This is a genomic window from Castellaniella sp. MT123, from assembly GCF_039614765.1.
Lineage (GTDB): Bacteria > Pseudomonadota > Gammaproteobacteria > Burkholderiales > Burkholderiaceae_B > Castellaniella.
Map to the genome: position 1 here is coordinate 1,137,511 of NZ_CP154879.1, position 14,184 is coordinate 1,151,694.

Consider the following 14,184-nt stretch of genomic DNA (forward strand, 5'->3'; position numbering starts at 1 on the left):
CGCCCGCGTGATTCCCGGAATGAGGCTTTCAGTGTAGTCCACTGCAGCCCCTCGCGTGAAGAATGCCGGCCCCCCGTCGAGGAAGCCGGCATGCCTACACGGATGGATCCGCGGGCGGTTCCTGGTGAACGGCGGGATCCGGGTCGCCCGAGGCTTCCGGACCATCCGGCGCGCCGGCCTGCGGCGTACCACGCTGCATCACGGCGGCAAAAAAGCCATCCGTGCCATGGACGTCCGGGCGCAGACGCAGCATGGGACCATCCAGCGTCAGCGGGATGTTGCGCTCGGCCAGGATGGCCCCCGCATCCAGCAGGGTGAATTCGGGGTGCTCGGCCAGAAATGCCTGCACCTGCTGTTCGTTTTCCTCGGGCAGCAGGCTGCAACTGGCATATACCAGCCGCCCCCCGGGACGCACGCAGGCGGCCGCCTCGCGCAGGATGGCCGCCTGCGTGGCACACAACTGCGCCAGGGATTCCGGATGCTGGCGCCACTTCAGATCGGGATTGCGCCGCAGCGTACCCAGACCGCTGCAGGGCGCGTCCACCAACACACGGTGGGCCTTGCCGCGCAAGCGTTTGACCCGCTGGTCGTGCTGTTCGGCAATGACCACCGGCACCACGTTCGACAGGCCGCTGCGGGCAAAGCGCGGTTTGGCGCGCGCCAGGCGGGCCGCCGACACGTCGAACGCATACAGGCGCCCGGTCGAGCGCATCAGGGCGCCCAGCAGCAGGGTCTTGCCCCCCGCCCCGGCGCAGAAATCGATGACCATTTCGCCGCGCCGGGGCGCGACGAGGGCAGCCAGCAGCTGGCTGCCCTCGTCCTGAACTTCGATCTCGCCGCGCTCGAAGGCCCCCCAGCGATTGACCGGCGGACGCCCCTGAATGCGCATGCCCCAGGGCGAGTACGGGGTCGGCTTCGCGGCCCATCTGGCCTCCGGCCCCTGGGCCCAGGTTGCCAGCACGGCATCCCGGTCCGTCTTGAGCGGATTGACCCGCAGATCCAGTGGTGCCGGTCGGTTCAGGGCCTGCAGCAGGGACTCGGCATCCGGCAGAGCCGCCAGACGCGATTCCAGCCAGTCTGGCACGCTGTAACGCACGGCGGCAGGCAGCGTAGCGATGGAAAAGCCTTGCACATAATCCAGCCAGGCGCGTTCGTGCTCATCCAAGCCGGTATCCAGCGTCGTGCGCGGCCAGACGGATGCCAGGCCCAGCACGGCCAGGCGGCGTGTGGCGGCACCCTGCCCGCTTTCGGCGAACTGCCGGTAGCGGCGCAGATGGCGCATCACGTCGAACACGGCTTCGGCGATCTCGCCCCGATCCCGCTGGCCCACCTGAGCATGCCCGCGAAACCAGTGCGACAGCACGGCGTCGGCCGGATACTGCCATTGCAGGACCTCGCCCAGCACCTGGCGGACCTGCTCGATGCGGGCAGCGGCCATGACGTAGGGCCGCGCGGGCGCCTGGGCCGCGCGCGTCGTCCCAGAGGATGGCCGCGCACGGCGCGTATCGGGCTCGCCCGCAGCCGGACGGCGCTCGCCACGCGGCGTATCCAGACGCGGCTGCCGGGTCTCCGCGCCACGGGGATGCGAACGGCCGGTGGCCGGGCGGTTGCGGGGTTTGCCCCGCGATTCATTCGTGCTCATGACTATCCTGCGAATTGAAAGCAACCACACCGGACCAGGCACGGTGCGCGACACCGTCGACCCGGACACGCCCATCGTCCCGCAACGCGACACGCCCCTGCGCCAGCCAGCGCAGGACCTGCATATAGAGCTGGTGTTCCACCGGCAGCAGGCGCAACGCCAGGCTGTCCGACGTATCATTTTCCAGCACCGGGATGACGCCCTGGGCGATGATGGGCCCATGATCGAGCACCGGCGTCACGAAATGCACGGTGCAGCCATGCCACTGCACCCCTTGGGCCAGCGCCTGCTGATGCGTATGCAGCCCGGGAAAGGACGGCAGCAGCGACGGGTGGATGTTGATGATGCGGCCATTGAAATGGCGTACGAAATTGCTGCCCAGCACCCGCATGAAACCGGCCAGCAGGATGTAGTCCGGCGCCAGCGCGTCTAGCCGTTCCAGCAGGGCCGCGTCGAACGCATCGCGGCTGGCGAAGTCCCGATGCGACAGGGCTTCCGCAGGCAAGCCCCGATCACGGGCCCAATCCAGGCCGGCCGCGTCGGCACGGTTCGACAGTACCGCGCAGATCCGCACCGGCAGGCGTTCAGCCGCGACGACGTCCACCAGGGCCTGCATGTTCGAGCCCCGGCCCGAGATCAGGATCGCCACCCGCAGGGGCCGTTCGGGAGTATGCTCCACGCGCTCGTTCTCCGACATAAAATTTGGTGCTCTGTCCGGCCAAACATGAAATTGTAAACTGTCCCCCGTGAAAACCATTCCCCGCCTCTACTGCAAGCTGCCCCGACGCGACGCCACCGCGCCCAGCGCCCTGACCATCGGCAATTTCGACGGGGTGCACCTGGGGCATCAGGCCATCCTTGCCCGGGTGCGCGCCCAGGCGGACAGCCGCGGACTGGAACCCACGGTCATGACCTTCGTCCCCCACCCCCGGGCCTTTTTCGCCCGACGAGGCGGACGACCGGAACTGATCCCCACCCAGATCAGCAGCCTGCGCGACAAAATCGCCCTGCTCGTCGAGCAGGGCATGCGTCAGATCGTCATTCAGCGCTTCGACCAGCGCCTGGCCGACATGAGCGCCGAGGACTTCATTCGCGACCTGCTGGTTCGCGGCCTGAACACCCGCTGGCTGCTGGTGGGCGAGGACTTCCGCTATGGCCACAAGCGCAGCGGCGACGTCGATCTGCTGCGGCGCATGGGCCGCAAACACGGATTCACCGTGGACACAATCGCCGACGTCAACGACGCCCACGGCCAGCGCATCTCCAGTTCCGCCCTGCGCACAGCGCTGGCGGTCGGCAACCTGACCCACAGCAGCGAACTGCTGGGCGGCCCCTTCCGCATCACCGGCCATGTCATCCACGGCCAGAAGCTGGGGCGCGACCTGGGCTTTCCCACCCTGAACCTGCGCGTCCCCGCCCCCTGCGCAGCGCGGTCCGGCATCTACATCGTGCGCGTGCACGGTCTCCAGACCGACCCGCTGCCGGGGGTCGCCAGCCTGGGGGTGCGGCCCACGGTGACCCGCGACGGCCCCTTGTTGCTGGAGACGCATATCCTCGATCAGCGCGTGGACGCCTACGGTAAACTGGTATGCGTCGAATTCCTCGAATTCCTGCGCGACGAGGAATCCTTTCCTGATTTAACCACCCTGATCGCCGCCATCCGCCAGGACGTGCAAGGCGCTCGCGACTATTTCGCCTCCCATGGACTATAGAGACACGCTGAATCTGCCCGAATCCCCTTTCCCGATGCGGGGCAACCTGGCCAAACGCGAGCCGGGCTGGGTCGCCGCCTGGGAGGAAAACCGGATTTACGCGGCGATTCGGGCGGCGGCTGCGGGACGGCCGAAGTTCATCCTGCATGACGGCCCACCGTATGCCAACGGCGATATCCACATTGGCCACGCCGTCAACAAGATCCTCAAGGACATCATCGTCAAAAGCCGCGACATGGCGGGCTTTGACGCACAGTACGTGCCGGGTTGGGATTGCCATGGCATGCCAATCGAAATTCAGATCGAAAAGAAATACGGCAAGCATCTGCCGGTCGCCGAGGTCCAGGCCAAGGCCCGCGCCTATGCGACCGAACAGATCGACCGCCAACGCGCCGACTTCAAGCGGTTGGGCGTGCTGGCGGAATGGGACAATCCCTACCTGACCATGAACCCGCACAACGAGGCCGACGAACTCCGGGCCTTGGCGCGCATCATGGAAAAAGGCTTCGTGTTCCGTGGCCTCAAGCCCGTGAACTGGTGCTTCGACTGCGGCTCGGCCCTGGCCGAAGCGGAAGTCGAATACGCCGACCGCAAGGATCCCTCGGTCGATGTCGCCTTCGCCTTTGACGACCGCGCAGCGATCGCGCAGGCATTCGGACTGACCGGCGAGGTCGATCCAGGCGCCATCGTCATCTGGACCACGACCCCCTGGACCATTCCCGCCAACCAGGCGCTGAATCTGCATCCGGACCACGAATACGCGCTGGTGCACCTGAGCGAACCCCGCGCCACCGGGCCGTTGCTGCTGGTGGCCAGCGAACTGGTCGAATCCTGCCTGCAGCGTTGGGGCCTGCAAGGCCAGATCGTCGCCCGCGCCCCCGGCCAGGCGCTGGACGGCCTGACCTTCCGCCATCCGCTGTACGATGCGCACGCCGGCTACCGCCGCCTGTCGCCGGTCTACCTGGGAGACTACGTCACGCTGGAATCCGGCACGGGCGTCGTGCACTCGGCCCCGGCCTACGGGGTAGAGGACTTCCTGTCCTGCAAAGCGCACAACCTGCCCGACGCCGATATCCTGAACCCGGTGATGGGCAATGGCCACTACGCCGAGAGCCTGCCGCTTTTCGGCGGCGAGCTCATCTGGAAGGCCAATCCGCGCATCGTGGACGCACTGCGCGAAGCGGGCAGTCTGTTGCACACCGAATCCCACACCCACAGCTACATGCACTGCTGGCGCCACAAGACGCCGATCATCTATCGCGCCACCAGCCAATGGTTCGCGGGGATGGACGTCCAGCCGTCATCCGGCCCGACACTGCGCGAGATGGCCCTGAAGGGCGTGGACGATACGGTCTTCTACCCGGCCTGGGGCCGCGCGCGTCTGCACGCGATGATCGCCAACCGCCCCGACTGGACGCTTTCGCGCCAGCGACAATGGGGCGTGCCCATGGCATTTTTCGTGCACAAGGAAACCGGCGCCCTGCACCCGCACACCCCGGAACTGCTGGAACAGGTCGCCCGCCGCGTCGAACGCGAAGGCATCGAGGCCTGGCAAACCCTGGACCCGCGCGACTTGCTGGGTGACGAGGCCGACCTGTACGAAAAGAACCGCGACACCCTGGACGTCTGGTTCGATTCCGGCACCACCCATGCGACCGTGCTCGGTGGTCAGGACCACGTCCTGAAAGGCTCCCACGCGGATGAACTTGCCTGGCCCGCCGACCTGTACCTGGAAGGCTCCGACCAGCACCGCGGCTGGTTCCATTCTTCCCTGCTCACGGGCTGCATGCTCTATGGCCGCCCGCCCTACAAGGCATTGCTGACCCACGGCTTTGTCGTGGACGGCCAGGGCAAGAAAATGAGCAAATCAGTCGGCAACGTCGTCTTCCCCCAGGAAGTCTCCAACACCCTGGGCGCCGAGATCCTGCGTCTGTGGACCGCGTCGACCGACTATTCAGGCGAATTGTCGATCTCCAAACAGATCCTGGACCGCGTGGTCGAGTCCTACCGGCGCATCCGCAACACGCTGAAGTTCCTGCTGGGCAACCTGGCGGACTTCAACCCGGCGACCGACACGGTCGCGCCCGACTCCCTGTTCGAGATCGACCGCTATGCGCTGCAGATGACGGCCGCCATGCAGGCCGAAGTGCTGTCCGCCTACGAACGCTACGAATTCCATACCGCCGTAGCGCGCCTGCAGATCTTCTGCTCCGAAGACCTCGGCGCCTTCTATCTGGACATCCTCAAGGACCGCCTCTACACCACCGGCAAGGACAGTGTCGCGCGCCGCTCGGCCCAGACCGCGCTGCACCACGTCACACATGCGCTGCTGAAGCTGCTCGCGCCAATCCTGTCCTTCACGGCCGAGGAAGCCTGGGCCAATCTGGGCGACAACGCCGGCTCGCTCACGATCTTCACTGGGCTCTTTCACGCCGTGCCGGTGCCGGCCGATGCCGACGCGCTGGCCACCCGCTGGCGCCGCCTGCGCGAGATCCGCGCCGAAACCATGCGCGAACTCGAGGCCGTGCGCACCCGGGGCGAGATCGGTTCCTCGCTGGCCGCGGAAATCGACTATCACGCAGCCGGCGACGACCTGTCCCTGCTGCAAAGCCTGGGCGACGATCTGCGTTTCGTGATGCTGATCTCGCGGGCCGACGTCCATGCGGCCAACGGCGATTTGCGTGTGACGGTACATGCGACGACTCACGACAAGTGCGGCCGCTGCTGGCACCATCGGGCCGACGTCGGCCGCGATGCACAGCACCCGGAACTCTGCGGCCGCTGTGTGGACAACCTGTTCGGCGAAGGCGAAACCCGCAGCCATGCCTGAACCACAGCCTGGGCGCGCGCCCGCCACCCCCACCACAGCGTCCGTCACCGGGGCGCCGGGCGCTTTGCGCCATGTCCCGCCCGACGGGATGAAGGGCACGCAGGCATCCACGGATGCAACCCCCAGCCGCCGCTGGCGCGCGCTGGGCGGCTGGCTGCTCTGGGCGGCACTCCTGATCGTTCTGGATCAGGGCACCAAGGCCTGGATCTCCCAGAGCCTGACCTACGCCGAGCGCATCCACATCCTACCCGTCTTCGATCTGACCCTGCTGTTCAACACGGGCGCCGCCTTCAGTTTTCTGGCCGAAGGCGGCGGCGCCCAGCGCTGGCTTTTCACCGGCATCGCCCTGATCGCCGCCGCGCTGATCCTGCGCTGGCTCTATACGCACGCCGGCCAGCGGCTACTATGCGCGGCCCTGGCCAGCATCCTGGGAGGGGCGCTGGGCAATGCCCTGGACCGGCTGATGCATGGCCACGTCGTGGATTTCCTGCTGTTTTACTGGCGCGACTGGTACTTCCCGGCCTTCAACGTCGCCGACGTCGCCATCACCTGCGGCGCCGGGCTGCTGATCCTGGATGAAATCCTGCGCGCGCGCCGCGCGCGCAAAACCGGATAGGAGACCACCATGCCGGATCTGTCGGGCAAACGCATCGTCCTGGGGCTGACAGGCGGGATCGCCTGCTACAAATCCGCCGAACTGCTGCGCCGTCTGCAGGATGAAGGCGCAACGGTGGACGTGGTCATGACCGAGGCGGCCACCGGCTTCATCACCCCTGCCACGATGCAGGCGCTGTCGGGGCGTCCGGTCTGGACCGATGCCTGGGACAGCCGCATGGACAACCGCATGGCCCACATCAACCTGACCCGGGGCGCGGACGCGGTGCTGATCGTCCCGGCCAGCACGGATTTTCTGGCGAAGCTCGCCCACGGTCTGGCCGACGACCTGTTGGCAACCCTGTGCGTGGCGCGCGGCGCCGTGCCGCTGCTGGCAGCCCCGGCCATGAACCACGAAATGTGGACCCATCCGGCGACTCAACGTAACGCGGCGCAACTACGGGCGGACGGCGTCACCCTGATCGGGCCTGCCGAAGGCGACCAGGCCTGCGGGGAAACCGGGACCGGGCGCATGATGGAACCCGACCAGATCCTGCGTGCCCTGGTCGCCTTTTTCCAGCCCAAGGTGCTGGCCGGGCGGCGCGTACTGCTGACGGCCGGCCCCACCAGCGAGCCCATCGACCCGGTGCGGGTCCTGACCAACCGCTCGTCCGGCCGCATGGGCTACGCCCTGGCCCGGGCGGCCGCCGAGGCCGGTGCGACCGTGACGCTGGTGTCCGGCCCGACCGCCCTGCCTTGTCCGGATGATGTCACTCGCATCGGCGTCACCCGCGCCACCGACATGCACGCCGCCGTCATGGCCCATGCGCCGGGCGCCGACCTCTTCATCGCAGTCGCCGCTGTGGCGGACTGGGGCATCGCCAACCCGTCGGACACCAAGCTGAAGAAAAAAGCCGGGGGCCAGCCCCCCACCCTGCGGTTCGTCCAGAACCCGGACATCCTGGCCGATGTCGCCGCGCTGTCGGGGGGGCCATGGTGCGTCGGCTTTGCCGCCGAAACCGATCACCTGCACGAACACGCCCAGGCCAAACGCCAGCGCAAGGGCATCCCGCTGATCGTGGGCAATCTGGCCCAGCAGGTCATGGACGCGGAAGACGCCGAGTTGATCCTCTTCGACGACGACGGCGCCCACCCGCTGCCCCCACAGCCCAAGCTGCAGGCTGCCCGCCAACTGATCACCTGGATCGCCCAGCGGCTGCCCGACTGAGCCCCTTCCGGGCCGGCCGAGGCCATGCCGCAGCCAGGCCAGCGCCGATTTTCTTGTCTCTTCCATTCCGGACATCATCATGCATCGACGACTCATTCAGGCCCGCATCGTCAACCCTCTGCTGGGTTCGGATGCCATTCCCCTACCCGATTACGCCACCGGCGGCTCCGCCGCCATGGACCTGCGCGCCTGCCTGGACACGCCCCAAACCCTGCGACCCGGAGAGCGTCTTCCCGTTCCTACCGGCCTGGCGATCAATATGATGGACCCAGGACTGGTCGCGATCGTGGCCTCCCGTTCCGGGCTGTCGCTGAAGCACGGCATCCGCGTGGCCCAGGGCATCGGCGTCATCGATGCGGATTACCATGGCGAAATCAAGGTGCTGCTGACCAACGACAGTGACCAAGCCTACGACATCCAGCCCGGAGAACGGATTGCGCAGCTGCTGTTCCAGCCCGTCATCCAGGTCGGCCTGCATCTGGTCGACAACTTCGAGACCGAAACCGAGCGCGGCGCCGGCGGCTTCGGCAGCACCGGCCGGCACTAGCACCCCTCAGAACAAGTCCTCGTGCCATCCTCGACATTCAGGCCGCACTCCAGTTAGTGTCTGGTCATATTAGTAAAACCCCTGGTTGTACTCCTTCAACCCAGCTGGTTAAACTTTCACACGATTCTGGTTTCGCCGATAGGTTGTACCTTTAGCGAAACCCGGATGGACCGGTTCCAGCCGGCCCAGCCCTCGGGCCGCCCTTCGGGGCGGACCGATCGGCCTCAGACTTCCTGGCATTCAGGCGATCCCTGACCCCCGGGAAGACCCCCATGGTGTAGAGTGCGTGCTGTTAATATATTACGAATATATGGTTCCATCCGGGTCCATGAAAAGGAGAATCCAGACATGAGCAGGCTGACACAACTTTCCACGCTTTCCGCCGCGGTTTCCCTGGCCCTGATGGGTGCGGGCACCGCGGTCGCCGCCAGCGGTCCCGTCAAGATCGGCGTGCAGGCGCCGATCACCGGGGAATACGCTGCCGAAGGCCAAGGCATCGAAAACGGCGTCAAGCTGATCGCCAAACAGCACAACGATGCGGGTGGCGTTCTGGGTCGCAAGATCGAAGTCATCGTTTGCGACGACGAAGGCAAGGCAGCCCAGGCGGCCATCTGCGCACGCAAGCTGGTCAACGATGGCGTCACCGCCGTGATCGGCACCTACACCAGCGGCGCCGCCCTGGCCGCCGCGCCGATCTACTCGGCCGCCAACGTCATCCAGACCTCGGACGGCACCAGCGACGAACTGACCCAAAAGGGCTGGAAAACCTTCTTCCGCAATGCGCCGCCCAACAGCGACGAAGCCCAGTTCGTGGCCAACTATTTCGTCAAGGTCAAGCAATACAAGCGCATCGCCGTCCTGAGCGACCACTCCAGTTACGCCACCGGCCTGGCCAAAGCCACGGTCGATGCCCTCAAGAAAGACGGCGGCAATATCGTCAGCCAGGATTTCATCAACGCCGGCACCCAGGACTACACCGCCGTGCTGACCAAACTGAAGTCCAAGGACCCGGACGTGCTGTTCTTCTCGGGCTACTACACTGACGGCGGGCTGATCCGCGCCCAGATGAAGCAGCTCGGCATGAACGCCGTGTTCGTGGGTGGCGACGCCAACCAGAACGAAAACTTCGCCAAGATCGCGGGCAACGCCGCCGCAGGCGCGGTCATCGTCAACGTGCCGGCCCCGGAAAACCTTCCCTATCCGGAAGCCAAGCACTTCCTGGCCGACTACACCAAGGCCTTTGGCGCGCCCCCGCCCAGCATCTACACGTTCACCAACGCCGACGGATTCCGCGCGGTCATCGCCGCCATCGAAAGCACCAAGAGCACGGAAACATCCAAGCTCATTCCCTGGCTGCACGACATGAAGAAACCCTTCGACGGCCTGACCGGCCCCTTCACCTGGGATGCCAAGGGCGAACGTATCGGCAGCCCGATGTCCGCCTTCGAAGTCCAGGCGGGCGGCGGCTACAAGACCATCTATCCGGAACCCAAATAAGCCCACCGGAACGTGACGCCGGCCCGATCAGGTTGCCGGCGTCACGTATTTTCACCGTGACCTCGTCGATCAGCCGGCGTCACTTAATCCCGATACGCGGCAGGCCAATCACCGGCCGCGCACCGGGAATCACCACGGAAACCGCTCGATGGACTTTATCCTCCAGCAATTCATCAACGGCGTCACTGTCGGCGGCATCTATGCCCTGATCGCCCTGGGCTATACGATGGTCTACGGGGTGCTGAAGATGATCAACTTCGCCCACGGCGACTTGTGCATCCTGGGCGCCTTCATCGGACTGACCACACTGACTTCCGGCGCCTTCGGCGGCCTTTCCACGCCAGTGCTGTTGATCCTGGCCTTCCTGATCGCCATGATCGTGGTCGCGGTCGTCGGCACGCTGCTTGACCAGCTGGCCTACAAACCCCTGCGCAAGGCGCACCGGCTCGCGCCGGTGGTGTCGGCCCTGGGTGCCTCGATGCTGATCGAAAACGGCATCATGCTGATCTGGAGCCCCAACGTCCAGGTCTTCCCGAACAATCTGCTGCCCAGCATCACCTGGCAGATCGGCGGCGCGTATCTCAGCTTCGTGCAGCTGCTGATCATCATCGGCGCCTTCGTCCTGATGACCGTCCTGTATTTCTTCGTCCACCATACCCGGCTGGGGACCGCCATCCGCGCAACCGCCATCGATCAGGATGCCGCCCGCCTGATGGGGATCAACGTCAACCGCGTCATCGCCCTGGTGTTCATCATCGGTCCGGTGCTGGGTGCCATCGGCGGCCTGTTCATCGGGCTCTACTACCGCCAGACCTATTTCACCATGGGCTGGTCCTACGGCCTGAGCGCCTTCATCGCAGCGATCATCGGCGGTATCGGCAACATCCCCGGCGCCATGCTGGGCGGTCTGGTGCTGGGTCTGTTCAATGCCTTCGCGGCAGGCTACATCTCCAGTTCCTGGCAGGACGCAATCACATTTGCCCTGCTGATCGCCATCCTGCTGGTGCGCCCTTCGGGCCTGTTGGGTGAACGGGTTGCGGAAAAGGTCTAAGCCATGAATCAAGCCAACACTACCAATTCCCGCACCGCGGTCAACCCTGCGGCCCCGTCGCTCAGCACCACCACCCGCATCCTGCGGGTACTGGGTCCGGTGCTGTGGATCGCCGGCCTGCTGATCCCCTCGGTCATGGCCCCGGCCTGGATCACGATCGGGGGCATCTTCGCCATCTACGCCATCGTGGCGCTTTCGCAGGACATCGTCCTGGGCCGCGCCGGCATGTACGACATGGGCCACGCCGTGTATTTCGGCGTCGGAGCCTACACCAGCGCGATCCTGTCGCTGACCTTCAACTGGCCCATCTTCTGGACGATTCCGGTCGCCATGCTGCTGGCCGCCGCGCTGGGCGCGATTCTGTCCGCCCCCATCGTCAAGCTGCGCGGCGACTATCTGCTGGTGGTCACCATCGGCTTCAATGCGATCTTCGTGCTCGCCATGAAGAACAACCTGTTTGGCCTGACAGGCGGAGCCGACGGCCTGTTCGGCGTCAGCGGCCCGACGATCTTCGGTTATCCACTGATGACCCAGAGCGAGCTGTTCTACGTGAACTGGGTATTCATGGCGATCGTGCTGTGGCTGATGCGCAACCTGGACCGCTCGGCGCTGGGGCGCACCTTCCGCTACATCAAATACGACGAACTAGCCGCGACCACGCTGGGCGTCAATGCCCGCAACTACAAGGTCGCCGCCTTCGCCCTGTCGGCCGGCATCGCCGGCCTGGCCGGCACGCTGTTCGCCATGCAGCTCTCGGCGGTCAGCCCCGGCTCGTTCCAGTTCACCGACTCGGTCGTGCTGTTCGCCATCGTGCTGGTGGGCGGCCAGGCATCCGTGCCGGGCGTGCTGCTGGGCACCGCCATGATGTTCGTGGTGCCCCAGATCTTCACCGAATTCGCCCAATACCGCTATCTGGTCTTCGGCATCGCCATGATCCTCGTCATGGTCCTACGGCCGCAAGGCATCTGGCCGGCGCGCAAGGGAATCCTATGAATCCGCCCCTTTCCTCCTCTCAATCGTCTTCGGCCGACACCCTGCTGGAACTGGACGGCATCGGCATCAGCTTCGGTGGCCTGCGCGCCGTCGACGAACTCAGCTTCAAGATCCGCCAGGGTGAAATCGTCGGCCTGATCGGCCCCAACGGCGCCGGCAAGACCACGGTTTTCAACATGATCACCGGCGTCTACAAACCCACGGACGGCCGCATCCGCTGGCACGGCCACGACGTCACGGGCCTGGCGCCCCACCTGTTGGCCAAAGCCGGCATCCGGCGCACGTTCCAGACCATCCGCCTGTTTGCCGACATGACCGTGCTGGAAAACGTCATCGCCGGCCAGCATCTGCTGATGCGCCAGTCGTGGTGGCAGGGGCTGTTGCGCACCCCGACCCAGCGCCACGAGGAACACGCCCTGGTCGAACGCGCCATGGAAGTCCTGCGGCAGCTGGATCTGGCCGATGTCGCCCAGGAGATCGCCACGTCGCTGCCCTACGGGGCGCAGCGTCGGGTGGAAATGGCACGCACACTGGTCGCCAAACCGGAACTGATCATTCTGGACGAGCCGGCCGCAGGCCTGAACGAGCAGGAATCCGCAGTCCTGAACGACACGATCCGCGCCATCCGCGACTCCGGCATCACCGTCATTCTGGTCGAGCACGACATGAGTGTGGTGATGAACGTCACCGACAACATCGTCGTCATCAACTTCGGCAAGAAGATCGCCGAGGGCAAACCCGAGGAAATCCGCACCAATCCGCTGGTGATCGAAGCCTATCTGGGCCAGGACGACGACGAGGACGACCCCCTGATGAACGCCATCCACGAAGAACAGGCTCAGTCATGACTCATCTGCTTGAAATCGAAGACCTGCGCGTCAACTACGGGCACATCCAGGCACTGAAGGGCATCTCGCTGCACGTGGCCGAACGCGAGGTGGTGGCGATCCTGGGGGCCAACGGCGCAGGCAAGACCACCCTGATGCGCACGCTCAGCGGCCTGATCGCACCGCACTCCGGCAAGATCACCTTCGCCGGGCGCGAGACCACCCGCATGGGGGCCGACCGCATCGTGCGTCTGGGAATTGGCCAGTCCCCCGAAGGCCGGCGCGTGTTCGGGACCCTGTCGGTCGCCGAAAACCTGCGCATGGGCGGCTTCACCCGCCCGACCGGGGAAACCGACGAGAGCTGCGAGCACGTCTACAAGATCTTCCCGCGTCTGTATGAACGCCGTGCCCAGCTGGCGGGCACCCTGTCGGGCGGCGAGCAGCAGATGCTGGCCATCGGCCGGGCGCTGGTGACCAAGCCCCGCCTGTTGCTGCTCGACGAACCCAGCCTGGGTCTTGCGCCCATTATCGTGCGCAACATCTTCCAGGTGCTGCGTGACGTGCGCGACACCGGGGTGACGATCCTGATCGTCGAACAGAATGCCCGCATGGCACTGAAGCTGGCTGACCGCGGTTATGTGCTCGAAGTCGGCAAACTGTCGCACCAAGGCCCGGCACGCGAACTTCTGTCCTCACCCGAGATCCAGGCGGCCTACCTGGGCCATTGATCCTCCAGCGGCGGATCCGGCTGCCATACGGACACCCAACACCCCGATGCCGGCCACTCCCGGCATCGGGGTGTTTTTGATGGACGGCATGGTCGGCACCAGTGCCATAGGCCGCACCCCCACAGCCGGGCGCTGGGCGAAATCATCCGCGGATCCGGGTTATCCTGTCGCATTCCCGATTTCCCATCACACAGCAAGGAGCCATCCATGACTCAAGCCACCGCTCGCCACATTCTGGTCGATACCGAAGAGCAATGCCTGCAACTGAAGACCGACATCGAAAACGGTGCGGATTTCGCCGCTGTCGCCCGCGACCATTCCAGCTGCCCGTCCAGCCGTGACGGCGGCAATCTGGGCTCCTTCGGCCGCGGTCAGATGGTGCCGGAATTCGATACAGTGGTGTTCAGCGCGCCGGTCGGCGTGGTCCAGGGGCCTGTGCGCACACAGTTCGGGTATCACCTGGTGGAAGTGACGGACCGGCAGGACTAACGATCCCGGCGAAGAAGGGTCCGCAGGGGCCCTCCCTCGCCCGGAA

The 14,184-nt window shown here is 65.6% G+C and carries 13 protein-coding genes; 11 read left to right on the top strand and 2 right to left on the bottom strand.

Annotated features, from left to right (window positions below):
* Positions 1–94: 94 nt before the first annotated feature.
* Together ABCV34_RS05220 and purN are read right to left on the bottom strand one after the other, a co-directional pair.
* Entirely contained in the window at positions 95–1,405 is a 1,311-nt protein-coding gene (locus ABCV34_RS05220; protein ID WP_345798712.1) for an RsmB/NOP family class I SAM-dependent RNA methyltransferase, read from the bottom strand.
* A 223-nt stretch (positions 1,406–1,628) separates the two neighbouring features.
* On the bottom strand, positions 1,629–2,339 hold the full coding sequence (purN, locus tag ABCV34_RS05225) for a phosphoribosylglycinamide formyltransferase (protein WP_345798152.1): 711 nt from the start codon (positions 2,337–2,339) through the stop codon (positions 1,629–1,631).
* 49 nt (positions 2,340–2,388) lie between these two features.
* Here purN and ABCV34_RS05230 point away from each other — a divergent pair, with 49 nt between their 5' ends.
* From ABCV34_RS05230 to ABCV34_RS05280, 11 genes are all read left to right on the top strand, one after another.
* Positions 2,389–3,354: a bifunctional riboflavin kinase/FAD synthetase gene (locus ABCV34_RS05230; RefSeq protein WP_345798153.1), complete on the top strand. Its 966-nt coding sequence runs from the start codon at positions 2,389–2,391 to the stop codon at positions 3,352–3,354.
* Positions 3,344–6,184 carry an isoleucine--tRNA ligase gene (gene ileS / locus ABCV34_RS05235; RefSeq protein WP_345798154.1) on the top strand — a complete coding sequence of 947 codons (2,841 nt, stop codon included), beginning with the start codon at positions 3,344–3,346 and terminating at the stop codon, positions 6,182–6,184. Before ABCV34_RS05230 ends, ileS begins: the two co-directional genes overlap by 11 nt.
* 88 nt (positions 6,185–6,272) lie before the next feature.
* Complete coding sequence (gene lspA / locus ABCV34_RS05240; protein ID WP_345798713.1) at positions 6,273–6,800, top strand: signal peptidase II; 528 nt, start codon at positions 6,273–6,275, stop codon at positions 6,798–6,800.
* 9 nt (positions 6,801–6,809) lie between these two features.
* On the top strand, positions 6,810–8,006 hold the full coding sequence (gene coaBC, locus ABCV34_RS05245) for a bifunctional phosphopantothenoylcysteine decarboxylase/phosphopantothenate--cysteine ligase CoaBC (protein ID WP_345798155.1): 1,197 nt from the start codon (positions 6,810–6,812) through the stop codon (positions 8,004–8,006).
* 79 nt (positions 8,007–8,085) lie between these two features.
* A complete protein-coding gene (gene dut / locus ABCV34_RS05250) occupies positions 8,086–8,553 on the top strand; it encodes a dUTP diphosphatase (protein ID WP_345798156.1) in 468 nt (155 codons plus the stop codon).
* Between the two features lie 348 nt (positions 8,554–8,901).
* Entirely contained in the window at positions 8,902–10,050 is a 1,149-nt protein-coding gene (locus ABCV34_RS05255) for a branched-chain amino acid ABC transporter substrate-binding protein (protein ID WP_345798157.1), read from the top strand.
* A gap of 148 nt (positions 10,051–10,198) precedes the next feature.
* Positions 10,199–11,101: a branched-chain amino acid ABC transporter permease gene (locus tag ABCV34_RS05260; protein ID WP_345798158.1), complete on the top strand. Its 903-nt coding sequence runs from the start codon at positions 10,199–10,201 to the stop codon at positions 11,099–11,101.
* 3 nt (positions 11,102–11,104) lie between these two features.
* Positions 11,105–12,094 (top strand): branched-chain amino acid ABC transporter permease, encoded by a 990-nt coding sequence (locus ABCV34_RS05265; protein WP_345798159.1) that lies wholly within the window; start codon positions 11,105–11,107, stop codon positions 12,092–12,094.
* Positions 12,091–12,942, top strand: coding sequence for an ABC transporter ATP-binding protein (locus ABCV34_RS05270; protein ID WP_345798160.1), 852 nt, complete (start codon positions 12,091–12,093; stop codon positions 12,940–12,942). The genes ABCV34_RS05265 and ABCV34_RS05270 overlap by 4 nt, the downstream gene beginning before the upstream one ends.
* Positions 12,939–13,649, top strand: coding sequence for an ABC transporter ATP-binding protein (locus ABCV34_RS05275; RefSeq protein WP_345798161.1), 711 nt, complete (start codon positions 12,939–12,941; stop codon positions 13,647–13,649). Before ABCV34_RS05270 ends, ABCV34_RS05275 begins: the two co-directional genes overlap by 4 nt.
* 207 nt (positions 13,650–13,856) lie before the next feature.
* Positions 13,857–14,138, top strand: a complete 282-nt coding sequence (locus ABCV34_RS05280) for a peptidylprolyl isomerase (RefSeq protein WP_345798162.1) — start codon at positions 13,857–13,859, stop codon at positions 14,136–14,138.
* The last annotated feature ends 46 nt before the right edge of the window (positions 14,139–14,184 follow it).

Excerpts from the sequence above, each read along its gene's own strand:
- ABCV34_RS05270 (WP_345798160.1), top strand. The coding sequence starts at position 12,091 with ATGAATCCGCCCCTTTCCTCCTCTCAATCGTCTTCGGCCGACACCCTG.
- ABCV34_RS05275 (WP_345798161.1), top strand. The coding sequence starts at position 12,939 with ATGACTCATCTGCTTGAAATCGAAGACCTGCGCGTCAACTACGGGCAC.
- ABCV34_RS05260 (WP_345798158.1), top strand. The coding sequence starts at position 10,199 with ATGGACTTTATCCTCCAGCAATTCATCAACGGCGTCACTGTCGGCGGC.
- ABCV34_RS05280 (WP_345798162.1), top strand. The coding sequence starts at position 13,857 with ATGACTCAAGCCACCGCTCGCCACATTCTGGTCGATACCGAAGAGCAA.
- ileS (WP_345798154.1), top strand. The coding sequence starts at position 3,344 with ATGGACTATAGAGACACGCTGAATCTGCCCGAATCCCCTTTCCCGATG.
- dut (WP_345798156.1), top strand. The coding sequence starts at position 8,086 with ATGCATCGACGACTCATTCAGGCCCGCATCGTCAACCCTCTGCTGGGT.
- purN (WP_345798152.1), bottom strand. The coding sequence starts at position 2,339 with ATGTCGGAGAACGAGCGCGTGGAGCATACTCCCGAACGGCCCCTGCGG.
- coaBC (WP_345798155.1), top strand. The coding sequence starts at position 6,810 with ATGCCGGATCTGTCGGGCAAACGCATCGTCCTGGGGCTGACAGGCGGG.
- ABCV34_RS05265 (WP_345798159.1), top strand. The coding sequence starts at position 11,105 with ATGAATCAAGCCAACACTACCAATTCCCGCACCGCGGTCAACCCTGCG.
- lspA (WP_345798713.1), top strand. The coding sequence starts at position 6,273 with ATGAAGGGCACGCAGGCATCCACGGATGCAACCCCCAGCCGCCGCTGG.
- ABCV34_RS05255 (WP_345798157.1), top strand. The coding sequence starts at position 8,902 with ATGAGCAGGCTGACACAACTTTCCACGCTTTCCGCCGCGGTTTCCCTG.